The 23,713-nt window shown below is 70.4% G+C and carries 26 protein-coding genes; 11 read left to right on the forward strand and 15 right to left on the reverse strand.

The features are described 5' to 3' along the window. Positions 1-53: 53 nt before the first annotated feature. Complete coding sequence (locus ACIBX3_RS52150) at positions 54-647, forward strand: class I SAM-dependent methyltransferase (protein ID WP_397128224.1); 594 nt, start codon at positions 54-56, stop codon at positions 645-647. Further along, positions 647-1,519: a fructosamine kinase family protein gene (locus ACIBX3_RS52155; protein ID WP_397128225.1), complete on the forward strand. Its 873-nt coding sequence runs from the start codon at positions 647-649 to the stop codon at positions 1,517-1,519. The genes ACIBX3_RS52150 and ACIBX3_RS52155 overlap by 1 nt, the downstream gene beginning before the upstream one ends. On the opposite strand, the gene ACIBX3_RS52160 is transcribed toward ACIBX3_RS52155, so the two are convergent. The 3 genes from ACIBX3_RS52160 to ACIBX3_RS52170 all read right to left on the reverse strand — a co-directional run bounded on the left by ACIBX3_RS52160 (position 1,516) and on the right by ACIBX3_RS52170 (position 3,530). Beyond that, positions 1,516-2,274: a hypothetical protein gene (locus tag ACIBX3_RS52160; RefSeq protein ID WP_397128226.1), complete on the reverse strand. Its 759-nt coding sequence runs from the start codon at positions 2,272-2,274 to the stop codon at positions 1,516-1,518. The two genes, ACIBX3_RS52155 and ACIBX3_RS52160, sit on opposite strands and share 4 nt — an antisense overlap. Before the next feature lie 138 nt (positions 2,275-2,412). Next, complete coding sequence (locus ACIBX3_RS52165; protein WP_397128227.1) at positions 2,413-2,904, reverse strand: hypothetical protein; 492 nt, start codon at positions 2,902-2,904, stop codon at positions 2,413-2,415. A 68-nt stretch (positions 2,905-2,972) separates the two neighbouring features. Further along, positions 2,973-3,530 carry an exonuclease gene (locus ACIBX3_RS52170; RefSeq protein WP_397128228.1) on the reverse strand — a complete coding sequence of 186 codons (558 nt, stop codon included), beginning with the start codon at positions 3,528-3,530 and terminating at the stop codon, positions 2,973-2,975. Positions 3,531-3,643: 113 nt separating this feature from the next. Here ACIBX3_RS52170 and ACIBX3_RS52175 point away from each other — a divergent pair, with 113 nt between their 5' ends. Then, positions 3,644-4,432 carry a hypothetical protein gene (locus tag ACIBX3_RS52175; RefSeq protein ID WP_397128229.1) on the forward strand — a complete coding sequence of 263 codons (789 nt, stop codon included), beginning with the start codon at positions 3,644-3,646 and terminating at the stop codon, positions 4,430-4,432. Between the two features lie 10 nt (positions 4,433-4,442). On the opposite strand, the gene ACIBX3_RS52180 is transcribed toward ACIBX3_RS52175, so the two are convergent. The 3 genes from ACIBX3_RS52180 to ACIBX3_RS52190 all read right to left on the reverse strand — a co-directional run bounded on the left by ACIBX3_RS52180 (position 4,443) and on the right by ACIBX3_RS52190 (position 7,834). Further along, entirely contained in the window at positions 4,443-5,882 is a 1,440-nt protein-coding gene (locus ACIBX3_RS52180; RefSeq protein WP_397128230.1) for a hypothetical protein, read from the reverse strand. A gap of 159 nt (positions 5,883-6,041) precedes the next feature. After that, a complete protein-coding gene (gene lpdA / locus ACIBX3_RS52185; RefSeq protein ID WP_397128231.1) occupies positions 6,042-7,421 on the reverse strand; it encodes a dihydrolipoyl dehydrogenase in 1,380 nt (459 codons plus the stop codon). A 38-nt stretch (positions 7,422-7,459) separates the two neighbouring features. Then, positions 7,460-7,834 carry a tautomerase family protein gene (locus ACIBX3_RS52190; RefSeq protein WP_397128232.1) on the reverse strand — a complete coding sequence of 125 codons (375 nt, stop codon included), beginning with the start codon at positions 7,832-7,834 and terminating at the stop codon, positions 7,460-7,462. Between the two features lie 18 nt (positions 7,835-7,852). Here ACIBX3_RS52190 and ACIBX3_RS52195 point away from each other — a divergent pair, with 18 nt between their 5' ends. From ACIBX3_RS52195 to ACIBX3_RS52205, 3 genes are read left to right on the forward strand one after another with little or no spacing between them, the layout of a single operon-like run. Beyond that, positions 7,853-8,503, forward strand: a complete 651-nt coding sequence (locus ACIBX3_RS52195; protein ID WP_397128233.1) for a response regulator — start codon at positions 7,853-7,855, stop codon at positions 8,501-8,503. A gap of 6 nt (positions 8,504-8,509) precedes the next feature. Then, a complete protein-coding gene (locus tag ACIBX3_RS52200) occupies positions 8,510-9,562 on the forward strand; it encodes a quinone-dependent dihydroorotate dehydrogenase (RefSeq protein WP_397128234.1) in 1,053 nt (350 codons plus the stop codon). A 9-nt stretch (positions 9,563-9,571) separates the two neighbouring features. Continuing rightward, positions 9,572-10,126, forward strand: coding sequence for a GNAT family N-acetyltransferase (locus tag ACIBX3_RS52205; protein ID WP_397128235.1), 555 nt, complete (start codon positions 9,572-9,574; stop codon positions 10,124-10,126). A gap of 1 nt (position 10,127) precedes the next feature. Here the strand turns inward: ACIBX3_RS52205 and ACIBX3_RS52210 are convergent, their stop codons facing one another. The 4 genes from ACIBX3_RS52210 to ACIBX3_RS52225 form a co-directional block, all read right to left on the reverse strand. After that, on the reverse strand, positions 10,128-11,720 hold the full coding sequence (locus tag ACIBX3_RS52210) for a beta-N-acetylhexosaminidase (protein WP_397128237.1): 1,593 nt from the start codon (positions 11,718-11,720) through the stop codon (positions 10,128-10,130). Beyond that, positions 11,717-12,538 carry an N-acetylmuramoyl-L-alanine amidase gene (locus tag ACIBX3_RS52215; protein ID WP_397128238.1) on the reverse strand — a complete coding sequence of 274 codons (822 nt, stop codon included), beginning with the start codon at positions 12,536-12,538 and terminating at the stop codon, positions 11,717-11,719. Before ACIBX3_RS52215 ends, ACIBX3_RS52210 begins: the two co-directional genes overlap by 4 nt. A 39-nt stretch (positions 12,539-12,577) precedes the next feature. Continuing rightward, positions 12,578-12,829, reverse strand: a complete 252-nt coding sequence (locus ACIBX3_RS52220; protein ID WP_397128239.1) for a hypothetical protein — start codon at positions 12,827-12,829, stop codon at positions 12,578-12,580. A gap of 206 nt (positions 12,830-13,035) precedes the next feature. Then, positions 13,036-14,094 carry a LacI family DNA-binding transcriptional regulator gene (locus ACIBX3_RS52225; protein WP_397128240.1) on the reverse strand — a complete coding sequence of 353 codons (1,059 nt, stop codon included), beginning with the start codon at positions 14,092-14,094 and terminating at the stop codon, positions 13,036-13,038. A 156-nt stretch (positions 14,095-14,250) separates the two neighbouring features. Here ACIBX3_RS52225 and ACIBX3_RS52230 point away from each other — a divergent pair, with 156 nt between their 5' ends. Beyond that, the gene (locus tag ACIBX3_RS52230) at positions 14,251-14,901 is read left to right on the forward strand and encodes a TetR/AcrR family transcriptional regulator (RefSeq protein WP_397128241.1); all 651 of its coding nucleotides are present in this window, start codon (positions 14,251-14,253) and stop codon (positions 14,899-14,901) included. A gap of 111 nt (positions 14,902-15,012) precedes the next feature. Here ACIBX3_RS52230 and bldC read toward each other — a convergent pair whose 3' ends face one another. Together bldC and ACIBX3_RS52240 are read right to left on the reverse strand one after the other, a co-directional pair. Further along, complete coding sequence (bldC, locus tag ACIBX3_RS52235; RefSeq protein WP_013133571.1) at positions 15,013-15,216, reverse strand: developmental transcriptional regulator BldC; 204 nt, start codon at positions 15,214-15,216, stop codon at positions 15,013-15,015. A 323-nt stretch (positions 15,217-15,539) separates the two neighbouring features. After that, positions 15,540-16,406, reverse strand: a complete 867-nt coding sequence (locus ACIBX3_RS52240) for a hypothetical protein (protein ID WP_397128242.1) — start codon at positions 16,404-16,406, stop codon at positions 15,540-15,542. Positions 16,407-16,513: 107 nt separating this feature from the next. Between ACIBX3_RS52240 and ACIBX3_RS52245 the strand changes: the two genes are divergently transcribed. The 3 genes from ACIBX3_RS52245 to ACIBX3_RS52255 all read left to right on the forward strand — a co-directional run bounded on the left by ACIBX3_RS52245 (position 16,514) and on the right by ACIBX3_RS52255 (position 18,881). Beyond that, complete coding sequence (locus ACIBX3_RS52245) at positions 16,514-17,593, forward strand: Glu/Leu/Phe/Val dehydrogenase (RefSeq protein WP_397128243.1); 1,080 nt, start codon at positions 16,514-16,516, stop codon at positions 17,591-17,593. Between the two features lie 151 nt (positions 17,594-17,744). After that, entirely contained in the window at positions 17,745-17,981 is a 237-nt protein-coding gene (locus ACIBX3_RS52250) for a DUF3073 domain-containing protein (protein WP_397128244.1), read from the forward strand. Positions 17,982-18,335: 354 nt separating this feature from the next. Further along, positions 18,336-18,881, forward strand: a complete 546-nt coding sequence (locus tag ACIBX3_RS52255; RefSeq protein ID WP_397128245.1) for a CGNR zinc finger domain-containing protein — start codon at positions 18,336-18,338, stop codon at positions 18,879-18,881. Between the two features lie 72 nt (positions 18,882-18,953). On the opposite strand, the gene ACIBX3_RS52260 is transcribed toward ACIBX3_RS52255, so the two are convergent. Further along, positions 18,954-19,700, reverse strand: a complete 747-nt coding sequence (locus tag ACIBX3_RS52260) for a methylenetetrahydrofolate reductase (protein WP_397128246.1) — start codon at positions 19,698-19,700, stop codon at positions 18,954-18,956. Between the two features lie 10 nt (positions 19,701-19,710). Next, entirely contained in the window at positions 19,711-20,361 is a 651-nt protein-coding gene (locus ACIBX3_RS52265) for a TetR/AcrR family transcriptional regulator (RefSeq protein WP_397128285.1), read from the reverse strand. Positions 20,362-20,434: 73 nt separating this feature from the next. Here ACIBX3_RS52265 and ACIBX3_RS52270 point away from each other — a divergent pair, with 73 nt between their 5' ends. Beyond that, positions 20,435-21,847 carry an MFS transporter gene (locus ACIBX3_RS52270; protein WP_397128247.1) on the forward strand — a complete coding sequence of 471 codons (1,413 nt, stop codon included), beginning with the start codon at positions 20,435-20,437 and terminating at the stop codon, positions 21,845-21,847. Here the strand turns inward: ACIBX3_RS52270 and ACIBX3_RS52275 are convergent. Further along, on the reverse strand, positions 21,808-23,688 hold the full coding sequence (locus ACIBX3_RS52275) for an ABC transporter ATP-binding protein (protein WP_397128248.1): 1,881 nt from the start codon (positions 23,686-23,688) through the stop codon (positions 21,808-21,810). The two genes, ACIBX3_RS52270 and ACIBX3_RS52275, sit on opposite strands and share 40 nt — an antisense overlap. Positions 23,689-23,713: the final 25 nt, after the last annotated feature.

Below are 23,713 nucleotides of genomic sequence, written 5' to 3' on the forward strand. Positions count from 1 at the left end.
GTGCGCTGGTTATGATCCCGGTTGGAGTCGCCCGATTCGGACGAAAGGGTCGCATGCCTTTCAACCACAACGATCACTACCATCGGACGCTCCTGCGCCTGCTGCCGGACGGTTGCCGTACCGCACTCGACGTCGGCTGCGGGACCGGGCGGTTCGCGCGGCGGCTCGCGGCCCTCGGGATCGAGGTCGACGCCGTGGATCCGGCGGCGGAGGCGATCGAGGCCGCCGTCGCGGAGGGTGGCGGGCCGAGGTTCCATCATGCGGACATCACGCGGATGGAGTTGCCCGAGGGTCGCTACGACTACGTCTCGTGCCTGGCGAGCATCCACCACGTGCCGTTCGGGACCGTCGCGGCGCTGCGGGACGCGCTCGCGCCCGGAGGCGTGCTGGCCATTCTGGGCTGCTATCCGGAGCGGTCGGCCGTGGACTACGCCTGGAGCCTGGCCGCCGTCCCGGTGAACGCGGCGGCGCGGGTCGCCGTCGCCGCCAGGGAATCCCGGCAGCGGCCGGAGAGCACGCAGGCGCCGGTCAAACCTCCCGAGATGTCTCTCGAGGAGATCCGGCGCGAGGCGGACGTCCTGCTGCCCGGGGCCACCGTCCGGCGGCTGCTCTTCTGGAGATACCTGCTCGTCTACCGGAAGGCCTGATGGATCTCATCCTGGAACGCCTGCGCGAAGCCGGGTTCGACGCCGTGTCCGCCGATCCGGCCCCCGGCGGCGTGGTCGCCATGGCGGCCATGGCGACCCTGCGCGACGGCTCCCGCGTGTTCGCCAAGACGTTGCGCGGCGCGGGGGAGGACCTCTTCGAGGTGGAGGCGGAGGGGTTGCGGGTGCTGCGTGAGCGCGGCGGGGCCACCACTCCCGAGGTGCTGGCGGTGACGCCCGATCTGCTCGTGCTGGAGCCGTTGTGCCCGCGCGTGGATGACTCCGAGCGGTTCTGGGAGGACCTGGCCCGTACGGTCGCCGCCGTGCACGCCGTCGCCGGCGAGCGGTTCGGGTGGCACCGGGACGGCTGGCTCGGACGCCTGCGCCAGGACAACACCTGGGACGAGGACGGTCACACCTTCTTCGCCCAGCGCCGGATCCTGCGCTGGCTGCCGGAGCCGCTGGTGGAGGCGGCCTTCGACGGCGACGAGCGCCGGTCGCTCGAACGGCTCTGCGCGGCCCTGCCCGAGCTGCTGCCGCCCCAGCGGCCGGTGCTGACGCACGGCGACCTGTGGCGCGAGAACATCCTCGCCGACCCGGCGGGCGGGCCGGCGTTGATCGATCCCGCCGTCTCCTACAGCTGGGCCGAGGCCGACCTCAGCATGTTGTGGGGCTCGCCGCGGCCGCCGGCCTCCGACCGCTTCTTCGCCGCGTACGCCGAGGCCGCGCACCTGCCAGGTGGCTGGCAGGAGCGCATGCGGGTGTTCCACCTGCGCGAGCTGCTGAGCTGCATCGCCCACGACGACGGCGGCCGGGACGCCGCGCAGGCCGTACGCGAGATCATCGCGCCCTTCGCCCTACGGCGGTCACCCTAGTTGTACTTGTACGGCTGAGTCTCGATCCGGCGATTCTCGTTGAACAGCGAGGCGCGGTACATGCTGACGGCCAGGTCGCCGTGCTCGGCCTTGCCGCAGGTGTTGGACCCTGCCAGCTGGTGGATCTCGAAACGGGCGGTGGGGTCGCCGCCCACGAAGTACTCGGCGCGGGCCTGGTACTTGTCGGCGCGCGTGTCGCATGCGAAGACGTACGTGTTGCGCTCGTCGAAGCAGGTCAGGGAGGCGCCCTTCGTCGAGGTGCACACCTTGGCGCGGGCGCGGGCGGTGGCCGGGCTGACGCGGGTCTCCCGCTTTACCGGATATTTGGCGATATTCCGCACGGTCTTCCACCGGCCGAACTTCACCCGGCGGTCCCCGTTGTACACCGCCGCCCGGAACGTCACGACCTTCCCGATCTCGCGGTTGCCGCGTACTTCGCCGTCGCGGGCCAGGTTGTGGATGACGTACATGGTGCCGAGGTAGCCGTTGAGGTAGTACTCGACCGCGGGGTGAAGCCTGTCGCGCTCCGTGTCCATGATCGTGATCCCCGGCCGCTCGCTCCCGTCGGGCCCGACGCACGCCTCCGCGCCCTTGAGCCGGACGCACTCGGGCTCCTCGTCCTCGTCGAGGACGGCGGAGACAGGCGCGGTGGTGGCCGCGACCTCAGGCGCCTGTACGACCGTGCGCGGCTCGACCGTCGCCGCTGCCCCATCGGTGCCGAACACCACGGCGGACATCACGACCGCCGCGATCAAACTACGACCTAACGCCACAGAACCTCACCCAGCCTCACAAGTCACACCAGTTGTTCTGAATGTGACGCTGGTAACACGAGATAAGTTCATGCGGCGTTCACGCGTGCCACCGTGCTGACCAGCGTGGCGCCCTGACGGTCAGGTCCCGAGCCCGGCCGGTTCCCGCTTCTTCGAGGTCAGGGAGGCCAGCAAGAGCATCAGCGCGCTCTGGGCGAGCATGCCGGGCGCGAGCGGCGGCGCGAAGCCCACCGTCTTGGTGAGCGCGTACCACCACTGGGTGAGCGGCGAGAGGGTGCTCCACTCGGAGTCGGAGGCGCCCGCGCCGTAGTTGACCGACACGTGCACGAACACGCCGTACGCGGCCGCGAGCAGTACGACCAGCGCCAGCACGCGGACCACGGTGAGCGTGCGCGGGGAGTCGCTCACGGCCAGCAGCACCAGTGCGACCGTGAGGAGCGCCAGCGTCGCCCAAGGGATGAGCTGGACCGGGGACTGCCAGTGGCGTTCGAAGGCGAGCTCGAGGGTGGCGCCCGCGATGCCGATCGCGACCAGCGCCAGGAGCCCGAGACGCAGCGAGAGGCGGCCTGCATGGGCGCGCCGGTGCGCCGCCCTCTCCGAGGTTGAGGTCATATCCCGGAACCCTGCTCGCGCCGGCTCAGAGGATCCTGTGCGAATTCTGAAGATCTGGTGAGAAACGCTCAGGTGGCCGTACGCCGCCGCAGGACCGCCTCGAACAGCTGCGCCAGCTCGGCCGCGTCCTCACCGGCGTGATGAGTGTGCGGCACCCCTGCCAGCCCCACCTCCTGCTTGATGGTCCCCGAGCGGGTCTCGCTCCACTCGCAGCCGTTCAGCCCCATCCAGTAGCTGCGCAGATCGATCCCGGACCCGGTCGCCCCGAACGGGCTCTTGCCGGTGAACCGCATGAAGTACCAGTGCACGAACATGCCGTCCCAGACCGCGGGCCCTGCCAGGAAAACCGGCCGCCCGATCGTCCGCAGCCCGTTGACCCACCGGGCGGCCGCCGCCATCGCCTCCTCGGGAGGCGGCGCCTCACGCAGCAGCCGGTCGCGGTCGAGCCCGGAGACGGCCAGCGCGGCGGGCACGAAGTCGTCCGAGATCGGCCGCAGCTCCGTGTAGAACGTCAGATCCGCCCGCCCGGCGACGGCCATGCCCAGGGAGATCATGCTGTATGGGCCGGGAATGGGCCCGTCGGCCTCCACGTCCGCGGCGACGTACAGCTCCGGAAGTCGGGACATGGGTCGAAAGGATAGCTGCACGACATCTTCACGACATCCACACACCGGCCTGGTGGATCGGCAGGGCCGGGCGGGGTGTGCTCGAAGGGGTCCTGACGACGGAGGTGCCGCCCATGGGCGACTGGATGGATGAGCCGATCGTCGATCCCACCGTTCCCAGGCGGGAGCGGTTACGCCTGATCAGCAGGTCGTCGCCGTTGGCCGACCGCGACCTGCCGCGATACGTGCGATGGCAATTCGGCGTGGCCGCGGTCGTCACCTGTGTGGGCGGGACCCTGTTCACGATCGCGGCCGCCCGGACCGACGGCGAGTCGGCGGGGCTGTCGGCCCTGATGGTCCTGGTGATCATGCTGGTCCTCGTCGGTCTCTCCCGGCCCGGCATGGGACATCGGCGTCCCCGGCGGTACACCGGCCGCTACGTCGTGCCGTCCGAACTCGACGACGCCGCGCTCGACCTGCTGGGCAGGGCGCGGCAGGCCGTCAGGGAGGTGACGGCCTCCCGGGTCCACCAGCTCGGCCTCCTCGACGCCATCGCCGACGACATCGTGCTGCCCGACCGGCTGTGGGAGATCGCCCGCCTCCTGCGTACCCACACCGAGCTGCGGGCCGAACAGGCGGAGGCCATGCTCGAGGTGATGACGCCCGAGCTCGCGGCCGTGCTGGGGTCCCAGAGGCAGGCGCTCGGCCGTTCGGTGGCGGCCGTCGCGGAGTGGGTGCGGGAGCTGGAGGAGTACGCCCTCCGCGTACGCGCGGCGGACGCGGCGCTGCGCGCCCACGAGCTGCGCCAGAGCGACGACCGCTATCGCGACCTGCTGGCGCGGACCGCCGACACGGAGGGCCTGACCCACCTGATCGACCAGGCCGACGCCCTGAACAGGACCCTGCGCCGGACCCTCGGATAGGGGGCACGCGTCAGAACTCGCGCCAATCGTCGAACCACGCCCGGGTCTCCGCAGGCGGTACGCCGGCCCGCTTCGCCAGCTCGAAGAAGACCTCTCCCGCCTCCTCCCTCCGCAACGTGTCGATCATCTCGTAGCGCTCGTCGATCCCGTTGAGCGCCTCGACGAACCGCTTGAGTACGCCCCGCGCGTCCGCCACCGCCCCCGGATCGTCCGCGCTCAGCTCCGCGATGGCCCGCGCCGCCTCGGCGTACGCCTTGCAGGCGGCCGCGCCGCCGCGCTGATGATCGTCCACCCAGTCGCGCAGCGGGTTGTCGATGTTGGCCGCCAGCCACCTGTCCGACTTGGCGCCCCGCACCTCGACCACCACGTCGGAGTCCTTGTAACGCTGCTTGATCGCCTTCGACCGGCTGCTCCGCAGGCCGTTCACGCTGAGGTGCCGGAGTGACCCGCCGGGAGCGGGCAGTGCCGGCACCTCCACCCCGTAGGCGTCGACCAGCTCCAGGCTGTGCAACCGGGGCAGCGTGACCACGCCGGGCAACCCGCCGTAGGGCCCCGTCCAGCGCACTTGCAACGACTCCAGCTCGTCCAGCCCGTCCAGCGCCGTCCCCGGCAGGTCGCCCGCCACCTCCAGCACCAGTTCCCGCACGCCGCCCAACCCGCTCGGAACGCCGCAGCGCGACGTCAGCCGGATCCACCGCCCGTCCGCGCCCGCCACGACCATCTCAGGCGGCCCGCCCAGCAGGGAGAGCTCCATGAGCCCGGCGGGCAGGACGAGACGGGACGGCCGGGAGCCGTGGAGGGCCAGCCCGGTCAGGTGCGTCCGGCTCAGGTCGACCTCGTCCGGCGGGTCCGTCCAGCGCAGCGTCGAGACGAGCGGCCGGTCCCGCAGCGCCTCGGCGAGGCCGCGATCGGGCCCGGCCCAGCTCAGCGTCGTCAGGCGCGGCAGCGCGTCCAGCCCCGCCCAGCGGATGTCCCCCTGGTGTTCGCGCAGGTCGAGCGCGGACAGCGCGGTCGACCTGACCAGCGGCGGACCTCCGAGATCGACCGCGACCTTCCCGCGACCGGCGGCCTTGTAAGCGGCTTTGACCGCGGCCGGGATGTCCACGTCCCAGCGCCGCTGGAGGACGACCTGCGCCCCCAGGCCGGTCCAGAAGCCGTATGAGTTGCACTGGCGTGGCAGCTCCGGATGCGGCGGCAGCCGTCCGAGCCGCACGAAACCGGCGGGAAGGGGATCGGCCGCCGCCACGTTCGTGACCTCCGGAGCACCCGTCCACGAGTGGTGGTCAAGGATCAGCGGCCCAGCGGCCCGCAGCTCGTCGAGCGCGGGGACCGCGTCGGAGCGCCAATCCAGCGTGCAGACCGTCAGGTATTCGCCCGCCGCGGTCACCTGGCACGCGCCGTAGCCGCCCAGCGGCAGCGGCACGGCCACGACGTCGCCCATATCCAGCATGCGCAGCAGGGTAGGGACTGTCGCCGGCGCTCGCCATGCGAGCCTGTGGTCACCGGTGGAACTGTGTCCAATTTCTCGGACGATCGGGTTGCGACGTAGGGTGATTCCGCCTGAGAGTGACCGGCACGCCGCCCCCGGCCGTGCCGGTCACCCGCGGAGCTACATGTTGATCATGTGTCCGGCGAGGCCGTGGATGGCCTCCTTGACCGCCTCGCCGAGCGTGGGGTGGGCGTGCACGTTGCGCGCCACCTCGTGCACGGTCAGGTCCCACTGCTGGGCCAGGGTGAGCTCCGGCAGCAGCTCGGTGACCTCGGGCCCGATCAGGTGGGCGCCGAGCAGCTCGCCGTGCGTGTCGTCGCTGATGATCTTGACGAACCCGGCCGAGTCGCCCAGGCCGTGCGCCTTGCCGTTGGCCGTGAACGGGAACTTCGCCACCTTCACGTCGTAGCCCAGATCCCTGGCCTGCGCCTCGGTGTAGCCGAAGGAGGCCACCTGCGGCTGGCAGTACGTGGCCCGCGGGATCATCACGTAGTCCAGCTCCATGGTCTCCGCGTTCGCGATCGTCTCGGCGGCGATGACGCCCATGGACTCCGCGGCGTGCGCCAGCATCAACTTGGCGGTCACGTCGCCGATGGCGAAGATGTGCGGCACGTTCGTCCGGCACCGCCCGTCCACCGCGATCGCGCCCCGGTCGGTCAGCGCCACGCCGGTCTTCTCCAGGCCGTAGCCGTCCACGCGCGGCTGGAACCCGATGGCCTGCAGGACCTTGTCCGCCTCCAGCACCTGCTGCCGGCCGTCGCGGGTGACGGTGACCTTGACGGAGGCGCCGGTGTCCTCGATGCCGTCCACGCGGGTCGAGGTCATGACCTCGATGCCGAGCCGCTTGTAGCGCTTGGCCAGCTCGGCCGACACCTCCTCGTCCTCCAGCGGCACGACCCGGTCGAGGAACTCCACGATCGTCACCTTGACGCCGTAGTTGTGCAGCACGTACGCGAACTCCACCCCGATGGCGCCGGCGCCCGCGATGACGATGCTGCGCGGCAGCTCCTCGGTGAGGATCTGCTCCTCGTACGTCACCACCCGCTCGGACAGCTGCGTGCCGGGGATCAGGCGCGTGGTGGCGCCGGCGGCGATGATGCAGTGGGAGAACGTGATCGTCTCGCCGTTCACCTGGAGCGTGTTCGCGTCCAGGAACGTGCCGCGGCCGTCGTACTCCGTGATGGCGTTCTTCTTCATCAGGTAGTGAACGCCCTTGACCCGCCCGTCGGCCACCTTGCGGCTGCGCTGGAAGGCCGCGCCGTAGTCGAAGGTGACCTCGCCGCTGATGCCGAAGGTCTTGGCCTCGTTGTGGAAGATGTGGGCCAGCTCGGCGTTGCGCAGCAGCGCCTTGGACGGGATGCAGCCCACGTTCAGGCAGACGCCTCCCCAGTACTTCTCCTCGACGACCGCGGTGCGCAGTCCGAGCTGGGCGGCGCGGACCGCGGCCGTGTATCCTCCTGGACCCGCGCCGAGAACGACGACGTCATAGTGAGTGCTCATGAGTCGGACCATACCGTCCGACCGTGAGCACCCTTGCGCTAGACCTCCACCTTGTACGGCAGGCTCAGCTCGTCCGCGGGGACGCCGCGGATCCCCCAGTTGATCTTGGGCATCTCGATGATGGTGATCTCCACGTCCTCCTGGTCGTGCGGCCACTTGGCGTAGATCTCCCGGATCAGCGCCCGCTTGGCGTCGTCGCTGCGCCCGGTGAAGCAGACCACCTCGACGATCAGATAGCGCTCGCTCCGCTGCGGACACACGAAGTCGTCGGCGTCCAGCAGCAGGAACCGATGAAACCGCTTGTCCTCCGGCAGGCCCCACGCGCTCACCAGGCACGACTGCAGCAGATCCGAGACCTCCCGCTGCCGGCCCGCCCACACGTCCCTGCGGCCGTACACCTTCACCTGTGCCATGTCGGCCACTATAGAACGGTGATCCGAATCCTCCTCGCCGACGACGAAACCATGATCCGCGCCGGAGTGCGTGCGATCATCGCCTCCGACCCGTCCCTGGACGTGGTGGCCGAGGCGGGCGACGGCAGGCAGGCCGTCGACCTGGCCATCAGCCACCACCCCGACGTGGCGCTGCTCGACATCCGCATGCCCAAACTCGACGGGCTCGGCGCCGCGGCAGAGATCCGCAGGGTCGCACCGGAGACGGCGGTGGTGATGCTCACCACATTCGGGGAGGACGACTACATCGCCAAGGCGCTCGACGTCGGCGCCGCCGGGTTCCTGCTGAAGTCGGGCGACCCGCGCGAGCTGATCGCCGGGATCCACGCGGTGGCAGAGGGGGCGGCGTACCTGTCGCCCAAGGTCGCGCAGCGGGTCATCGCCCAGCTCTCCGGCGGCAGGATGGTCAAGGGCGCGCAGGCCCGCGACCGGATCCAGGCGCTCACCGAGCGCGAACGCGAGGTCCTGGCGCTGGTCGGGGCCGGGCTGTCCAACGCGGAGATCGCGGCCAGGCTGCACATCGTGGAGGGCACGGTGAAGGCGTACGTGAGCGCCATCCTCACCCGGCTCGACGTACGCAACCGCGTACAGGCCGCGATCATCGCCCACGAGGCCGGCTTGGTAGCCTGACCCGTGATGTATCGCCACGTGTTCACGCAGGTCTTGCGGCGTTTCGACGCCGAGGCCGTGCACCATCTGACCGTGAGCGCCCTCGCGCTCCTCACGCGGCTGCCGCTGATCAGGCGGCTGCTGCACCGGGCGCTCGCGCCGCACGACCCGGCCCTGCGGATCACCGCGTTCGGCGTGCACTTCCCCGGCCCGCTCGGCCTGGCCGCCGGGTTCGACAAGGACGCCGCCTGCGCCGAGGCCGTCGCGGCGCTCGGCTTCGGCCATGTCGAGGTCGGCACCATCACCGCCCACGCCCAGCCGGGCAACCCGCGCCCACGCCTGTTCCGGCTGGTGCCGGAGCGGGCGGTGATCAACAGGATGGGCTTCAACAACGCCGGCGCAGCGGCCGCCGCCCGCCGGCTGCGCCGCGTCAGAGGCGTGCCCGTCGTGGTCGGGGTGAACATCGGAAAGACCAAGGTGGTGCCCGAGTCGGAGGCCGTCGCCGACTACGTGACCAGCGCCAAGGTGCTGGCGCCGCTGGCCGACTACCTGGTGGTCAACGTCAGCTCGCCCAACACCCCCGGGTTGCGCAACCTCCAGGCGGTCTCGCTGCTGCGCCCCCTGCTCGCCGCGGTCAAGGAGGTCGCCGACGCCACGCCCCGCCGCACCCCGCTGCTGGTCAAGATCGCCCCCGACCTGGCCGACGAGGACGTGGACGCCGTCGCGGACCTGGCGCTGGAGCTGGGGCTCGACGGGATCATCGCCACCAACACCACGATCAAGCACGGTGGTGAGACCGGCGGCCTGTCCGGCCGGCCGCTCAAGGGCCGCTCGCTGGAGGTGCTCCGCCGCCTGCGCGCCCGGGTCGGCGACCGCCTCACGCTGGTGTCGGTGGGCGGGGTGGAGGACGAGGACGACGTGTGGGAACGCCTCCTGGCCGGCGCGACCCTGGTCCAGGGCTACACGGGCTGGATCTACGGCGGCCCCCTGTGGGCCTCCCGCATCCACCGCCGGCTCGCCAGGCGCGTACGCCGCCACGGCCTGAAGTCCATCACCGAGGCCATCGGCCGCACCGCCTAGGGTGAACCCATGATCGAAGCGGTGTCACTCACGGACGACGTCATCCTGCGGCCCTTGACGGAGCAGGACGGCGAGGCCCTGCTCCGCGCCTACACCCGCAACCGCGACCATCTGCGGCCCTGGGAGCCCCGCCGGCCCGAGGAGTTCTTCACCCTGGCCGGCCAGAACCACCGGCTGAAGGACCTGCTGGCGCAGCAGGCGGCCGGCCGGGCGATGCCGTGGGTGCTGGCCGACGGTGACGAGATCGCCGGCCGCGTGACGCTCAACACCATCGTCCGCGGCCCGTTCCTCAGCGCCGACCTCGGCTACTGGATCGACGCAGGCCACGCCGGCCGGGGCCTGACCACCAGAGCCGTGCTGGAGGTGTGCCGGATGGCCGACCAGGAACTGGGCCTGCACCGGATCGCGGCCGCCACCCTGCTCGGCAACGTCGCCTCGCAGAGCGTCCTGGGCAAGTGCGGCTTCGAGCCGATCGGCCTGGCTCCGCGTTACCTCGAGATCGACGGGAGATGGCAGGACAACCGGCTGTTCCAGCGCATACTCAACGACCGCCCGGCCTTCTGACCTACATGCTCGGCCGGGTGGACTCCGGGTCGTGCGTCATGCCGTCGAGGTGGGCCATCACGTCCACGACCCGCACCTTGCCCGGACGGTGCGGGCGCCGCCGCTGCCACGGGCGCGGCCCGGCCGCCGGACGGTAGTCGACGCCGATCGCGTCCAGCCGTCCCAGGTGCTCCTCCAGCCGCTCGGCGAACCCCTCCTGGCCGGTGCCCGACCAGCTCACCTCGGCGAGCGCGCAGGCCCGCGGCCACAGGTGGTAGTCCATCGTCCGCGCGTCCGGCACCCACTCGGTCCACAGTTGCGCCTGCGCCCCCACGATCCGCGCCCGCTCCTCCTCCGCCCAGTCCTCGGGCGCCGGCCGGAACGCGGCCACGTCCGCGACGGTGATCGTGTCCCCGATGGACCGCGGCTCCTCGGGGGAGGCCGCCTCGGCGTAGTCGAGGTACAGCGGGAACACCGGCGTCGCCACCACGTCGTGCCCGGCGGCCGCGGCACGCCGGCCCACGCCCGCGCCGCGCCACGGCATGACGACCGTGTCCTGCCGCAGCCCGCCGCTCACGAACGCCTCGTCCCACACCACGGCCCGCGCCCCCCGCTCGGCCAGCGCGTCCGCCAGCCGCCTCAGGAACCACGCCTGCAGGTCATTGGTGGTGGCCAGCCCGAGCGACTCGCGGTACGCGGTGATCTCCGCCGAATCGGACCAGTGGTCGAGCACCACCTCGTCGCCGCCGATGTGCACGTAGGGCGTCTCGCCCAGCGCCCCCATCACCTCGTCGAAGACCGTGGTCAGGAACTCCACGGTCGGTGGCAGCGGCGACAGGATCGCGGGGGAGATGCCCCACCGCTCCAGCACCTCGTGCCGCTCCCCGGTGGCCCCGAACGCCGGGTACGCCGCCAGGATCGCCGACGCGTGCCCCGGCACGTCGATCTCCGGCACGACCGTCACGCAGCGCGTCCGCGCGTAGGCGCCGATCTCGGCCAGCTCGTCCAGCGTGTAGTAGCCGCCGTGCGGGACGTCGTCGTAGGCCGCCGCCTCCCCGTAGTAGTTGACCGCCGTCCGCGGCCGGTGCGAGGCGACCTCATGCAGCAGCGGGTACGCCCGGCTCTCCACCCGCCACCCCTGGTCGTCCACCAGGTGCAGGTGGAGCCGGTTGAGCTTGTGCGCCGCCATCAGGTCGATCAGACGCAGGATCTCCCGCTTGGGAAAGAAGTGCCGCGCCACGTCCAGGTGCAGCCCCCGCCAGGGGAACCGCGGCGCGTCCTCGATCCGCACCCCCGGCACCGGCCACGACATCTGCTCCGAGAACCGATAGGAGGCGGCGGGCAGCAACTGGTGCAGCGACTGCCCCGCGTAGAACGCTCCCGCCCGTCCGCCGGCCACGATCTCGACGCCCCGCGAGCCCACCGTCAGCCGGTACGCCTCCTCGCCCAGCTCCGGGTCCCGGCGCACGTCGATCTCACCGGAGTCGCCGGGACGCAGGTCGAGCACGGGAAGCGCGAGGCGTACGGCGTCGACCAGATCGCCGGACACGGTCGCGCCCGTGGTCAGCTCGTAAGAGGAAGAAAGACGAGTGAGCAGCTCAGGGCGAGGAATCATGCTTCGAGATAGTGCTGCAATCCGTTCGCCAGCGCCAGCGCGATTTTCTGCCGGAACTTCGGATCCTGGAACTTGGCGGCCTCGGCCGGGTTCTTCATGTTGCCGCACTCGATGAAGACCTTCGGCACCGTCGAGAGGTTGAGCCCGCCCAGGTCGTTGCGGTAGCTGAGGGCCTGGCGGCCGACGTAGGTGGAGTACGGCAGGCCCGTGCCCTTCGCGAACGCGGCGCGTACGGCCAGTCCCAGCTTGTTGGACGCGCCCACGACCCTGTCCACAGGCCCGTTGATCTTCTTCGGGATGATGACGTGGAAGCCGCGAGCGCTCGTGGGCGCGCCGTCGGCGTGTACGGAGATCGCGGCGTCGGCCTTGGCCTTGTTGCCGATCGCGGCCCGCTCGGTGATGCACGGGCCGACGCCGTCATTGTTGTTCCGTGTGAGCTTGACCGTGGCGCCGCGGCCTTTGAGGATCTTGGCGAGGCGGTTGGAGACGTCCCAGGCGAAGGCGGCCTCGCGGTAACCGCTCGCGGTGATCGTGCCCGTGGTGTCGCAGGCCTTCTTGTGGGTCAGCACGTCGACCTGGCGGTTGATGGCCGCCGGGTTGCGGTAGTTGGCGCCGTTGTGGCCGGGGTCGATGACGATGACCTTGCCGTCGAGCGGCTCTGCCTCCGGCGGGGCGTCCCTCGCGGGCCCTTGCTGTTGCTGCTGCGCCGGAGTCGCGGGAGCGGCCTGACCTGCCGCGGCGCCACCGGAGCCGGTGCCGCCGCACGCGGAGGCGATCAGGCCGCAGACGGCGAGGAGTGAGGCTGGTAGAGCACGCATGGGCTCCAACTTACGTCAAACCCGGTGCTCGAACCCCGCTTATGAGAAGCGCGGTGCGCCGACCTCCTGCCCCTCCAGCAGAGCGGCCAGCTCCCGCGCGTCCTCGGCGTCGAGGCCGAGGACGACGCGGGGGCGGCCCCACGGATGGTCGAGGGAGTGGGCGACGTAGCTGGCGACGGATTCCGCGCTGGCCTCGGTGCCCCGCCCCCTGCCCGCGCGCCAGTGCCCCCAGGCGCGCTCGAGTTCGGCCGCCGCACGCTGGGCGCAGGACACCAGTTCCGGATCACGCATGACTGTTCCCCCGGATCAGATCGTGGCCGGATCGGATCCGGCCACAAATAGCATGACCCTGCCGAGTAAACCGCCGTGCGGCCAGGCCGCCACGCGGCTTGACCCAGGTTTGGGGCTCTGCGGACGAGAAACCTGCTCCAGCGGACTGCCGCCCCACTGCCTCGTGGGTGCTTCAGGCCATGGCGGCAGTCGGCTCTGCGGATTTCTCATTCACTCCGAACGGGACCCGTGCTCCGTCGCACGATCAGCTCCGGCTGGATCTCGCGCAGGCGCGCGGCCTTGCCGGGGTCCCCGATCCGGTCGCTCAGCAGCGCGGCCGCCGACCTTCCCATGGTCCTGCGGGGCTGGTCGACCGAGGTCAGCGAGATGTGGCGGGAGGCGGACAGGTGCGTGTTGTCGTACCCGACCACCGAGAGGTCCTCCGGCACCCGCAGGCCCAGTTCGGCGGCGGCGGCGAGCACGCCGAGCGCCACCACGTCATTGGCGGCGAAGATCGCCGTGGGCCTGGGGTCGCGGGTCAGCAGCGCCGTCGCCGCCGCCCTGCCGCCGTCCTCCGAGGAGTCGGCGGCCTCGACCATGATGTACGGCGCCAGCGAGTGCCTGCGCATCGCGACGAGGTACCCCTCGCAGCGCGACGAGCGCGGCCCCTCGATGTGCGCGATGCGTTTGTGTCCGTGGCCGACCAGGTGGTCGATGGCCTGGCGGGCGCCGAGCTGGTCGTCGTCGACCACGATGTCGACGCCGTCGAGCTCGATGTCACGTTCCCCGACGACGACGGTCGGCGTGTAGGCGGTGGCCTCGATCAGCGTCTCGCTGGTCGGCGCGATGCCCAGCAGGACCAGCCCGTCGACCCTGAGCTCGAGGAAGGCTTCCACGGCCTCGTCCTCGAACGCGGGGTCCCACTGGCTGTTCCCGATCAGCATGCGCAGGCCGTCGCCGTGCAGGCTCTCCTGCAGACCGTCGAGGAACTCGGCGTAGAACGGATTGTGCAGGTCGGCGACGAGCGCGCCGACGAGGTGGGTACGACCTTCGACCAGGCTGCGCGCGACCGCGTTCGGCCGGTAGCCGAGCTCGCGGGCGGCCTGCAGCACCGCCTGGCGCCGGTGCTCGCTCACGTGCGGGGATCCGCGCAGCACGAGAGAAACCAGCGATTTTGAGACGCCGGCACGCTCGGCGACATTGCGGATGGTCGGTCTGGGCCGAGGCAGGGTGTCTACCTCCCTCAGCTCAGCGATGGTTGAAGTGTTGACGGGCGGTCCTGACATGTGTCTCCCCCGCGATGCGGATATGGGCACCTGTCTGACCAAACGATCGAGTACGCCGCAGGGTACGGCCTCACTCACGGATTGGTTCAATGATCCCCGTCTTGACGGGATAAGTACACGTCAGCCATCGGGCGAGGGGTCGGATACTGTGCAGGTGTGACACCCGGGAAGTCAGCCGAGACCGCACGGCCGGCACGGCGCAGGCTCAGCGTGGACCGCCGTCGCGAGGAGCTGATGGCCGCCGCGCTCGAGCTGTTCAGCACGCGCGACGCGGAGGATGTCTCGATCGACGACGTGGCGTCGGCGGCGGGCGCCTCGCGGGCCTTGGTCTACCACTACTTCGGTGGCAAGCAGGAGCTCTACGTGGCCGCGCTGAAGAGCGCGGCGGAGCAGCTGGAGTCCCGGCTGCGCCCGCAGGAGGGCGGCAGGCCGCTCGACGAGCTGGCCTCCGGGCTCAGGCGCTATTTCGACTTCGTCGAGGAGCACGCGGCCGGATTCGCGGCGCTGCTGCGCGGCGGCCCTGCCAACAGGACGGGCGAGGTCGGCGAGATCGTCGACGGCGTGCGGCGGCGGTTGTTCCGCCTGATCCAGAAGCAGATGGGCGTCGAGGAGCCCAGCCCGGTGCTGCGCACGACGCTGCGGTCATGGATCGCCTCCGTGGAGACGGCCGGCCTCGACTGGCTGGAGCACCGCGACATCGAGCGTCCGACGCTCGAGCGCATGCTCATCGATCACATGGTGGCGCTGCTCGGGGTTGCCGCCACCTACGACCGCGACGTGACCGGCCTGCTCGAGAGGTTGAGTTAGAGAAGGATGGCGCCGGGCGGGCGGCGCCAACTCTTCATGGTGGACCGGGCTCCAGTGCTAGCCAGGTCCACCCATCAACCCCCCTGAGGTTCGTGAGTCACGATCCTCTGGTTACTCGGAGCGCTGCTGCGGGATCCCCGCGAGCAGCGCGCGGACCTCGGTCTCCCGGTAACGCCGATGACCGCCGAGGGTGCGAATCGACGTCAACTTGCCCGCCTTGGCCCACCGCGTGACGGTCTTGGGGTCGACTCTGAACATGGTGGCGACCTCAGCGGGCGTAAGCAGTGGCTCGGCCTCGGGTGTACGAGCTGACATTTGTGCGGCCTCTCCTCCGTGTGGACCGGCTTCGCGATCCTGTGACTGCCTTTTGCGCGTGTCACGGATGTCCACCTATGGCGCAGAGCGTGCGGCTTTTCTGAACCATATGCGGCATCACCCGATGTGACCATACCGCCACGCAGAGCGATTGGCGAGCCCTTCTTCGACCCAACTGCCCGCCCCCGTGGCCATGTCACGCTCGGTGATTCTAGCGACACGTTTCGTGGTATCGCAGTGAAAACGGCAAACTACTCAGTTCGCAGAAGAGAGCAGCCGTGAGACGTGACCTACTCATGCAGGTCAGACGGCCGTATTGGGGCTCAGTTGGCAGATTCCAGTTGTTGCATTGACTTCCACCGCAGGATGACCCTCTGGTACATGGCGTAGGCAAGTTCTTCTTGACCCGTGTCCAGGCCCGTCAGAGCCGCCGCGAGCTCCGCCACCGACTGGTCGGCCTGCAGCGCGTCGTCGTCCATGAGGTGGACGAGCCCGCCGTAGTCCAGCTCGACCAGCGAGTGGGGATGGAACTCCTCCAGCCACCTGGCGATGTCCTCCACGTCGAAGTTGGCCGCCGCGTCGCCCAGGTGCCTGCGCAGCACGTTGAGCGCCCGCGCCGCCCGCCTCCTGGCCTGAGCCATGGAGGTGACGTAGATGAGGTTGCGTCCGGTGGCGGTGGTCTTCACATCCTGTCCAGGGGTGGAGGAGCCGAGCACGAGCCAGCGCTCGTTCCCATCAAACGGCACGAACCACGATGGCGGCACATGCCACGCCGTAGTACGAATGTGCGTCCGCAACGCCGACGAGCCGGCCTTCCGCTTGAACCGGTCGAAGTCGTCGGCGATCTGCTCGGCGACGCCCGTGGGCACGAGGTGATTCATCAGTTTCGCGGGAGTGGCCCCCCGCAGCCGTGAGAACGCCAGCCACGAGCGCAAGCGGGTCTGCCAGGGGCACACATACAAGCGGTCTTCGACGCGCCGTAGATAGGCGTTGGGGCTCTCCTGGGCGGGAACGGGTTGAGGGGGCATGCCGAGCAGGCGCATGACCGACTCGCCGTGCTCCGCATTGAGCGCGTTCGCGCGGCGCGGGCGGTCACGTGAGTCGGCGTAGTCGGCCCACGCCTTGCGCTCGGACTCGGCGAACGCGGTCAGTGGCTCATAGACGCGGAGGTAGGCGGCATAGGGCAGCACGGAGGCATCGTGTCATGAAGCGAACCCGCGTGCACCGTTGTGGCTTACTACTCTGTGAGGTGATCTCCGCCGCGACGGTGCGGCGGACCGGACAGGGAGTCACTACCGTGACCGACGTCTTCGGCTCGTCCCACAAGGACGTCCATGAGCAGGTCGTGTTCTGCGCCGACGAGCAGAGCGGCCTGCGTGCCATCATCGCCATCCACAACACCGCACTCGGCCCCGGGCTCGGGGGCACCAGGTTCTACCCGTACGAGAGCGAGCAGGCGGCCCTCGCCGACGTGCTCAACCTGGCCAAGGGCATGTCCTACAAGAACGCGCTGGCCGGGCTCGACATGGGCGGCGGCAAGGCCGTGATCATCGGTGACCCGGCCAAGGACAAGAACGAGGCGCTGCTGCGCGCGTACGGCAGGTTCGTCGAGTCGCTCGGCGGCCGCTACATCACGGCCTGCGACGTGGGCACCTACAGCGAGGACATGGACATCGTCGCCCGCGAGTCGCGCTTCGTGACCGGCCGCACGCCGGCGAACGGCGGCGCGGGAGACTCCTCCATCCTCACGGCGTTCGGCGTGTTCCAGGGCATGCGCGCCTCCGCCGAGGTCGTGTACGGCACGCCGTCGCTGCGCGGCAGGCGGGTCGGCGTCGAAGGGGTGGGCAAGGTGGGCCACCGCCTGGTCGACCTCCTGCGCGAGGACGGCGCGGAGGTCGTGATCTGCGACGTCGCCCCCAGGGCCGTCGAGCGGGTGCGCCTTCGCCATCCGGAGGTGCACGTGGTGGCCGACGCCGAGGCTCTGACGTCCGCCGACATCGACGTGTTCGCGCCCTGCGCGCTGGGAGGCGCTCTCGACGACGACACCGTGGCTCGGCTGAAAGTGAAGATCGTGTGCGGCGGCGCCAACAACCAGCTGGCCCACGCCGGCGTGGAGAAGCAACTCGCCGAGCGCGGGATCTTGTACGCGCCCGACTACGTGGTCAATTCGGGAGGTGTGATCCAGGTCGCCGATGAGATCGGCGGGTTCGACATGGATCGTGCCAGGTCCAAGGCCGCCCAGATCTACGACACGACTCTGAAGATCTTCGGAATCGCGGCTGATGAAGGCGTTCCTCCAGCGGTCGCAGCGGATAGGCTAGCTGAGCGCAGAATGTCGGAAGTCGGGCGTATTAGGGGCATTTGGCTAGGGCGCTGACGCCCCGCGCCCATACGGCGTACCGAGCTGGGCGCAAAACAGGTACGGTAATAGGCGAACGATAGGCTGACGCCCAAAGTCAGGCGGCGTCAGTGTGTGGTGCGTTAGCGACGAGGGGTCGGGGACGACCCCACACGAGGGGGTCGAGCCAATGGGGCGCGGCCGAGCAAAGGCCAAGCAGGTCAAGGTTGCTCGCCAGCTGAAGTACAACAGCGGTGGCACGGATCTTGACCGTCTTCGCGACGAACTCGGGGTCGGAGACTCCAGCCGCAATGACGACGCCGACGACCTCAACGATGAGCTGGCGGATCGCTATGCCGATTACGCCGATGACTATGGCGCGGAGGACGACGACGACGGCACTGGCCGGGCGTCCGGCCGTCGATAGCCGTAATTCTGGTTGACGTGGCCGAGGGCCCGGTGCTCCGGATCCTCGCTCACGCTCGTCGGGCCCCACGGGCAACCGTGGGGCTTTCGTCACGTTTGCCCACTGAGGCACCTCGGGCCCGTCCCGCAGGCACTCGTGCGCGCCGGGCTCGGGGAAGAACGCGTCGTCGCGTCCCCTGACGATCGGTGTGGGCGGGCGGTGCTCGCGCAGCCATGCCCGTGTTCTGGGTGATCGGCCCGGCGATCCACCAGGGATGCCGCGCGCCACCCTGAACTCCGACGCCCGCCGGATGGCGCATCGGTTGTCGTCATACGCCGCCTAATGTGTCCGTGTCCGGATATACCATTAGGTCTCATGGAGCTCCTGATTGGCGAGCCGCTCGCGCTGGACCTGGTCAACACGCGTGCCCGCGACTTCGACGCCCTCGACGCGCCCGGGGACTTCCAGGAGTGGCTCGCCCGGCAGGCCGGCCGGCTCACCGTGCCGGCCGCCCCACTCAAGGCCTCCGGCCTGGCCGCCGTCCGCCGGCTGCGCGGCCACGTGGAATCGGCGATCAACGCGGTACGCGAGGCCGTGCCGCCCCCCGAGGCGGCGGTGGCCGCGATCAACGAGGCGGCCCGCGCCGCCCCGCCCTACCGTGTGCTGGAGTGGCGCGACGGCGCCTTCCGCACGGCCGCACAACGCGACGGCGGCGACCTGGCCCGCCTGCTCGCCCAGCTCGCCGAGGCGGCCGCGGACCTGCTCACTGACCCGGCCGCCGGCCGGATCCGCGGCTGCGAGGGCCCGCAGTGCCGCATGCTCTTCCTGCCCGCCCACCCCCGCCGCCGCTGGTGCTCGCCCGACCTGTGCGGCAACCGGGTCCGCGTGGCCCGCTACTACCAGCGTCACAAGCCCGCCTAGAGGACTCCTGCCCACGCCTCTCGGCCATCCTCAAGAAAGCGGCCGGCGCCCCTCCGGGCTCGGCGACCTTGTCTAGAGGGCGGCGGCCAGCCTGGACTCCACGTCTCGGTAGCGGGAGACCGGGATCAGGTGGACGCCGGCGAAGGCGCCGGTGTCGCGCAGGGCGAGGACCTGCTCGCAGGCCGCCTCCACCCCCGCCATCCGGTCCGCGGCCACCCGCTGGATCAGGTCGTCGGGGATGGCGATGTCCGGGATCGAGGCGGCCAGGGTGCGGGCGTGGCGCTCGCTGGCCAGGACCATGACGCCCGCGTAGACGGGCACGTCCACCGGGTGCTCCTCGCGCCAGCGCAGCTGGGCCTCCAGCGAGAAGCCGACCTGGAGGAACAGGAAGTCGGCCGCACGCTTCCACGCGGGCAGCGGACGCAGCGCCGCGGCCGCCCCGAGGCGGAAGCCCGGCGAGAACTCCCTCGCCTCCTCGATCATCGACCGCACCGTCAGGTCGCTGGTGCGGTTTCCGCTCGTCGGCTTGTCCCCGTAGACGAAGAGAAACTGGTCCACTCCGTACGCCGCCGCCGTCAGCAGGTCGCGTTGGAAGCCGAGCAGGTTGCGGTCGCGCGAGTTGAGGCAGGCGATGCCGCGCCCCCCCATGGCCTCGACCTCGTGCGCCACGGCCACGCTCGACACGGTCGCCCGGCCGATGTGGTTGTCGGGGATGAGGAACGAGTGGGCGATCTTGCCGAGCGTGCCGATCTGGTGCCTGACGTGCTTCAGATCGGGCTTGGTCGGGGGTTCGATCTCGCAGATCAGTTCGAAGGTCATGGTCAGGACTCTAGCGGCCGGTCGCCAGCGCCTCGATGCCGGCGAACACGAGGTCGACGCCGAACGTGTCGTAGAGCCTCCAGTCTCCCTCCACCAGCGGGCCGGCCATCTCCACCAGATGCGGATATTTCTCGACGGGTAGCGACTGGAGGCCGAGGCGCTTCTGGCGTTGGATCTCGGCGACCTCCTCGGGAGTGCGGCCGCTGGTGAAATGCACGGGCTGGTCGGCGATGGCGATGGCGCTCTGCAGCACGTACTTGGTGATCAGGCAGCTCTCCGGCACGCTGAACCCGGCCTCGCGGCACAGGCCGAGCGCATGGTCCCAGACCGCGAGGAAGTTGGGGACCGTCGTCTGGTCCACCTGCTCCAGCACGTTCCTGGCGCACGGGTGGGTGCGCAGCGTGCGGACCAATCCCTCGACCAGGTCGCGCAGCCGCTCCTGCCAGGGCCTGTCGTCCGCGGGCTTGGGGGTGAAGCCCGCGATCAGGTGGTCGGCCATGCCGCCCAGCAACTGCTCCTTGTTCTTGTAGTGCCAGTAGAGGGCCATCGGGGTCACGCCCAGGTCCGTGGCCAGGCGCCTGATCGTCACGGCGTCGAGCCCCTCGGTGTCGCCGATCTCCAGGGCCCGCTCCGCGATCGCCTGCGCGGTCAGTTTTCCCATCACGGTTGACAACTATACGCCGTACAAGTTCAACTATACGACGTACAAGTACGGCGTACAGGAAGGAGTGGCCATGCGGTGGTGGGCTCTGGTCGCGGTGACCTTGGGCACGTTTATGACCTATCTGGATAACAATGTCGGGAATGTCGCGTTGCCGACGATCCAGCGGGAGCTGGGGCTGACGATCTCCGGGCTGGAGTGGATCGTGAGCTCGTACATCCTGGTCTTCGCCGGGCTCATGCTGGTCGGCGGGCGGCTCGCGGACGTGTACGGGGCCCGCAGGGTGTTCCTCGGCGGGCTGGCGGTCTTCACGGTGTCGTCGCTGGCCGCCGGGCTGGCCACGAGCGGGGGCATGCTGATCGCGGCGCGGGCCGTGCAGGGGGTCGGGGCGGCGCTGCTCACGCCCACCGCCCTGGCGCTGATCGGGCAGATCTTCCCCGACCCCGGCGAGCGCGGCAGGGCCGTGGGCATCTGGAGCGCGTCGGGGGCGCTGTCCATGGCGCTCGGCCCGGTGACAGGCGGCTTCATCAGCGAGAACCTGCACTGGGGCTGGATCTACCTGATCAACGTGCCGATCGGGCTGGTGACGTTCGGGCTCGCGCTGTGGGCGGTCAGGCCCGCGTTCACGCGAGTGCGGCACAGTCTCGACCTGCCCGGCCTCGTCACGTCGGCGCTGGCGTTGTCCGCGCTGACGTACGCGCTCATCGAGGGCGAGGGGGCCGGCTGGACCTCGCCCGAGATCCTGGCCGCGTTCGGGGTGTTCGCGGCGGCGGTCGTGGCGTTCGTGCTGGTCGAGGCGCGGGCCGCGGAGCCGATGATCGTGATGTCGCTGTTCAGGTCCAGGGCGTTCACCGGCGGGCTGCTCACCAGCGGCATCTGGTCGTTCGGCGTGTTCGGGATCTACTTCTTCAGCGCGCTCTGGCTGCAGAACGTGCTCGGCTTCTCCCCGACCGAGGCGGGCGGCTCGTTCGTGCCGATGGCCCTGGTCATGGCCGTGGTCGCGATCCTGTCGCAGCGGATCGCCGCGCGGCTCGGCATGGGCCGGACGGTCGCCCTGGGGCTGGCGCTGATGGGCGTGGCGATCTACCTGCTCTCCGGGGTGGGCGCCGACGCCGACTATGGGGACGTGGCCCCTTGGTTCATCCTGTACGGGCTCGGCGGCGGCCTGCTGGTGCCGCTGACCGCCGCCGTCCTGAGCGGCATGCCCAAGGACCGGTCCGGTGTGGCCTCGGGCATGCTGAACGTCTCACGCGAGGTGTTCGGGCTGCTCGGCATCACCGTGCTGGGCGCGATCCTGACCTCGGCCCAGAGTGGCAGCGACCGGCCCCCGCTGGTCGCCTTCCTCGACGCCTACCAGTTCACCCTGGTCATCGCGGCGATCGTGGTGCTGGCCGGGATCCCGGTCGCGCTCTACTCCCTGCGAGTCCAGCGGACCGCGGAGCGGCCTCAGGCGGCCGCCTCCGTCACCGTGGGATCCTCGAACTGAGTGCGGTACAGCTCCTCGTAGCGGCCGCCGGCGGCGAGCAGCTCGGCATGGGTGCCGCGCTCGACCACGCGCCCGTCCTCGATCACCAGGATGAGGTCGGCGGCCCGGATCGTGGAGAGCCGGTGCGCGATCACCACGGCGGTCCGGCCCGCGAGCGCCTCGCCGAGCGCCGCCTGCACGGCCGCCTCCGAGGTGGAGTCCAGCGCCGCCGTGGCCTCGTCCAGGATCACGACCCTGGGCCGGGCCAGCAGCAGCCGGGCGATGGTGAGCCGCTGGCGCTCGCCGCCCGACAGGCGGTAGCCGCGCTCGCCCACGACCGTGTCGAGCCCGTCGGGCAACGACTCGATGAGAGTGGCCAGCCTGGCTCTGGTGAGGGCGTCCCAGAGCTCGGCCTCGGTGGCCTCCGGCCGGGCCAGCAGCAGGTTGGCCCTGATCGTCTCGTGGAACAGGTGGCCGTCCTGGGTGACCATGCCGAGCGTGTCGCGGATGGAGTCGAAGGTCAGGTCGCGCACGTCCACGCCGCCGAGCCGGACCGCGCCCGAGTCGACGTCGTACAGCCGGGGCAGGAGCTGGGCGATCGTGGACTTGCCCGCGCCCGAGGAGCCGACCAGCGCCACCATCTGGCCCGGCTCGGCCCGGAACGACACCCCGTGCAGCACCTCGACGCCGCCGCGCGAGTCGAGCGCGGCCACCTCCTCCAGGGAGGCGAGCGAGACCTTGTCGGCCGACGGGTACGCGAAACGCACGTCGTCGAACTCGACCGCGATCGGTCCGTCCGGCACCTTCCCGGCGTCCGGCCGCTCCTGGATGAGCGGCTTGAGGTCGAGCACCTCGAAGACGCGCTCGAAGCTCACGACCGCGCTCATCACGTCCACGCGGGCGCTGGCGAGCGCGGTCAGCGGGGCGTACAGGCGGGTGAGCAGCATGGCCATCGACACCAGCGCGCCGGGCGCCAGCTCGGCGCGCAACGCGTAGAAGCCGCCGAGGCCGTACACCAGGGCCAGGGCCAGGGCCGAGACCAGGGTCAGCGCGGTGACGAAGGCCGACTGGGTCATGGCGGAGCGCACCCCGATGTCCCGCACCCGCCTGGCCCTGCTCGCGAACTCGGCCGACTCGTGCGCGGGCCGGCCGAACAGCTTCACCAGCGTCGCGCCCGGCGCCGAGAAGCGCTCGGTCATCTGCGTGCCCATGGCCGCGTTGTGGTCGGCCGCCTCGCGGCGCAGCCGGGCGATCCTGGTGCCCATCCGCCGGGCGGGGAACACGAAGATCGGCAGGAGCAGCAGCGCGAGCAGCGTGATCTGCCAGGAGATGCCGATCATCGCGGTGAGTGTCAGCGCGAGCGTGACGAGGTTGCCGACCACGCCTGACAGGGTGTCGGTGAACGCCCGCTGCGCCCCGATCACGTCGTTGTTCAGCCGGCTGACCAGCGCGCCGGTGCGGGTCCTGGTGAAGAACGCGATCGGCATCCGCTGCACGTGGTCGAAGACGGCCGTACGCAGGTCGAGGATCAGGCTCTCGCCGAGACCCGCGGACAGCCACCTGTTGACCAGTCCGATCCCGGCCTCCACGATCGCCAGGCCGGCGATCGTCAGCGCCACGACGACCACCACGTCCAGCGGCTCGGCGTTGAAGATCGCGTCCACCACCCGGCCCGCGAGCAGCGGCGAGGCCACCGCCAGGCCCGCCAGCACCACGCTGAGCAGCATGAACAGCGTCAATCTGCGGCGGTGCGGCCGGGCGAAGGCGCCGATGCGCCGGAGCGTCACCCTGGACAGTGGGCGGCGCTCCGGCCGGTTGTTCATCGAGTACAGCTGCTGCCAGGCGGTCACTTCCATGCTCATGGCATGGAACGCTAGTTCCTCAAGT

The organism is Nonomuraea sp. NPDC049480 (assembly GCF_044465905.1).
In the GTDB taxonomy this organism is placed as follows: Bacteria; Actinomycetota; Actinomycetes; order Streptosporangiales; family Streptosporangiaceae; genus Nonomuraea.

Coding starts and splice junctions, on each gene's coding strand:
- ACIBX3_RS52265 (WP_397128285.1), bottom strand. CDS start 20,361: ATGGGAAAACTGACCGCGCAGGCGATCGCGGAGCGGGCCCTGGAGATC.
- ACIBX3_RS52210 (WP_397128237.1), bottom strand. CDS start 11,720: ATGATTCCTCGCCCTGAGCTGCTCACTCGTCTTTCTTCCTCTTACGAG.
- ACIBX3_RS52150 (WP_397128224.1), top strand. CDS start 54: ATGCCTTTCAACCACAACGATCACTACCATCGGACGCTCCTGCGCCTG.
- ACIBX3_RS52180 (WP_397128230.1), bottom strand. CDS start 5,882: ATGCTGGATATGGGCGACGTCGTGGCCGTGCCGCTGCCGCTGGGCGGC.
- ACIBX3_RS52165 (WP_397128227.1), bottom strand. CDS start 2,904: ATGACCTCAACCTCGGAGAGGGCGGCGCACCGGCGCGCCCATGCAGGC.
- ACIBX3_RS52215 (WP_397128238.1), bottom strand. CDS start 12,538: ATGCGTGCTCTACCAGCCTCACTCCTCGCCGTCTGCGGCCTGATCGCC.
- lpdA (WP_397128231.1), bottom strand. CDS start 7,421: ATGAGCACTCACTATGACGTCGTCGTTCTCGGCGCGGGTCCAGGAGGA.
- ACIBX3_RS52225 (WP_397128240.1), bottom strand. CDS start 14,094: ATGTCAGGACCGCCCGTCAACACTTCAACCATCGCTGAGCTGAGGGAG.
- ACIBX3_RS52155 (WP_397128225.1), top strand. CDS start 647: ATGGATCTCATCCTGGAACGCCTGCGCGAAGCCGGGTTCGACGCCGTG.
- ACIBX3_RS52270 (WP_397128247.1), top strand. CDS start 20,435: ATGCGGTGGTGGGCTCTGGTCGCGGTGACCTTGGGCACGTTTATGACC.
- ACIBX3_RS52200 (WP_397128234.1), top strand. CDS start 8,510: ATGTATCGCCACGTGTTCACGCAGGTCTTGCGGCGTTTCGACGCCGAG.
- bldC (WP_013133571.1), bottom strand. CDS start 15,216: ATGTCAGCTCGTACACCCGAGGCCGAGCCACTGCTTACGCCCGCTGAG.
- ACIBX3_RS52205 (WP_397128235.1), top strand. CDS start 9,572: ATGATCGAAGCGGTGTCACTCACGGACGACGTCATCCTGCGGCCCTTG.
- ACIBX3_RS52175 (WP_397128229.1), top strand. CDS start 3,644: ATGGGCGACTGGATGGATGAGCCGATCGTCGATCCCACCGTTCCCAGG.
- ACIBX3_RS52170 (WP_397128228.1), bottom strand. CDS start 3,530: ATGTCCCGACTTCCGGAGCTGTACGTCGCCGCGGACGTGGAGGCCGAC.
- ACIBX3_RS52250 (WP_397128244.1), top strand. CDS start 17,745: ATGGGGCGCGGCCGAGCAAAGGCCAAGCAGGTCAAGGTTGCTCGCCAG.
- ACIBX3_RS52260 (WP_397128246.1), bottom strand. CDS start 19,700: ATGACCTTCGAACTGATCTGCGAGATCGAACCCCCGACCAAGCCCGAT.
- ACIBX3_RS52190 (WP_397128232.1), bottom strand. CDS start 7,834: ATGGCACAGGTGAAGGTGTACGGCCGCAGGGACGTGTGGGCGGGCCGG.
- ACIBX3_RS52255 (WP_397128245.1), top strand. CDS start 18,336: ATGGAGCTCCTGATTGGCGAGCCGCTCGCGCTGGACCTGGTCAACACG.
- ACIBX3_RS52220 (WP_397128239.1), bottom strand. CDS start 12,829: ATGCGTGATCCGGAACTGGTGTCCTGCGCCCAGCGTGCGGCGGCCGAA.
- ACIBX3_RS52275 (WP_397128248.1), bottom strand. CDS start 23,688: ATGAGCATGGAAGTGACCGCCTGGCAGCAGCTGTACTCGATGAACAAC.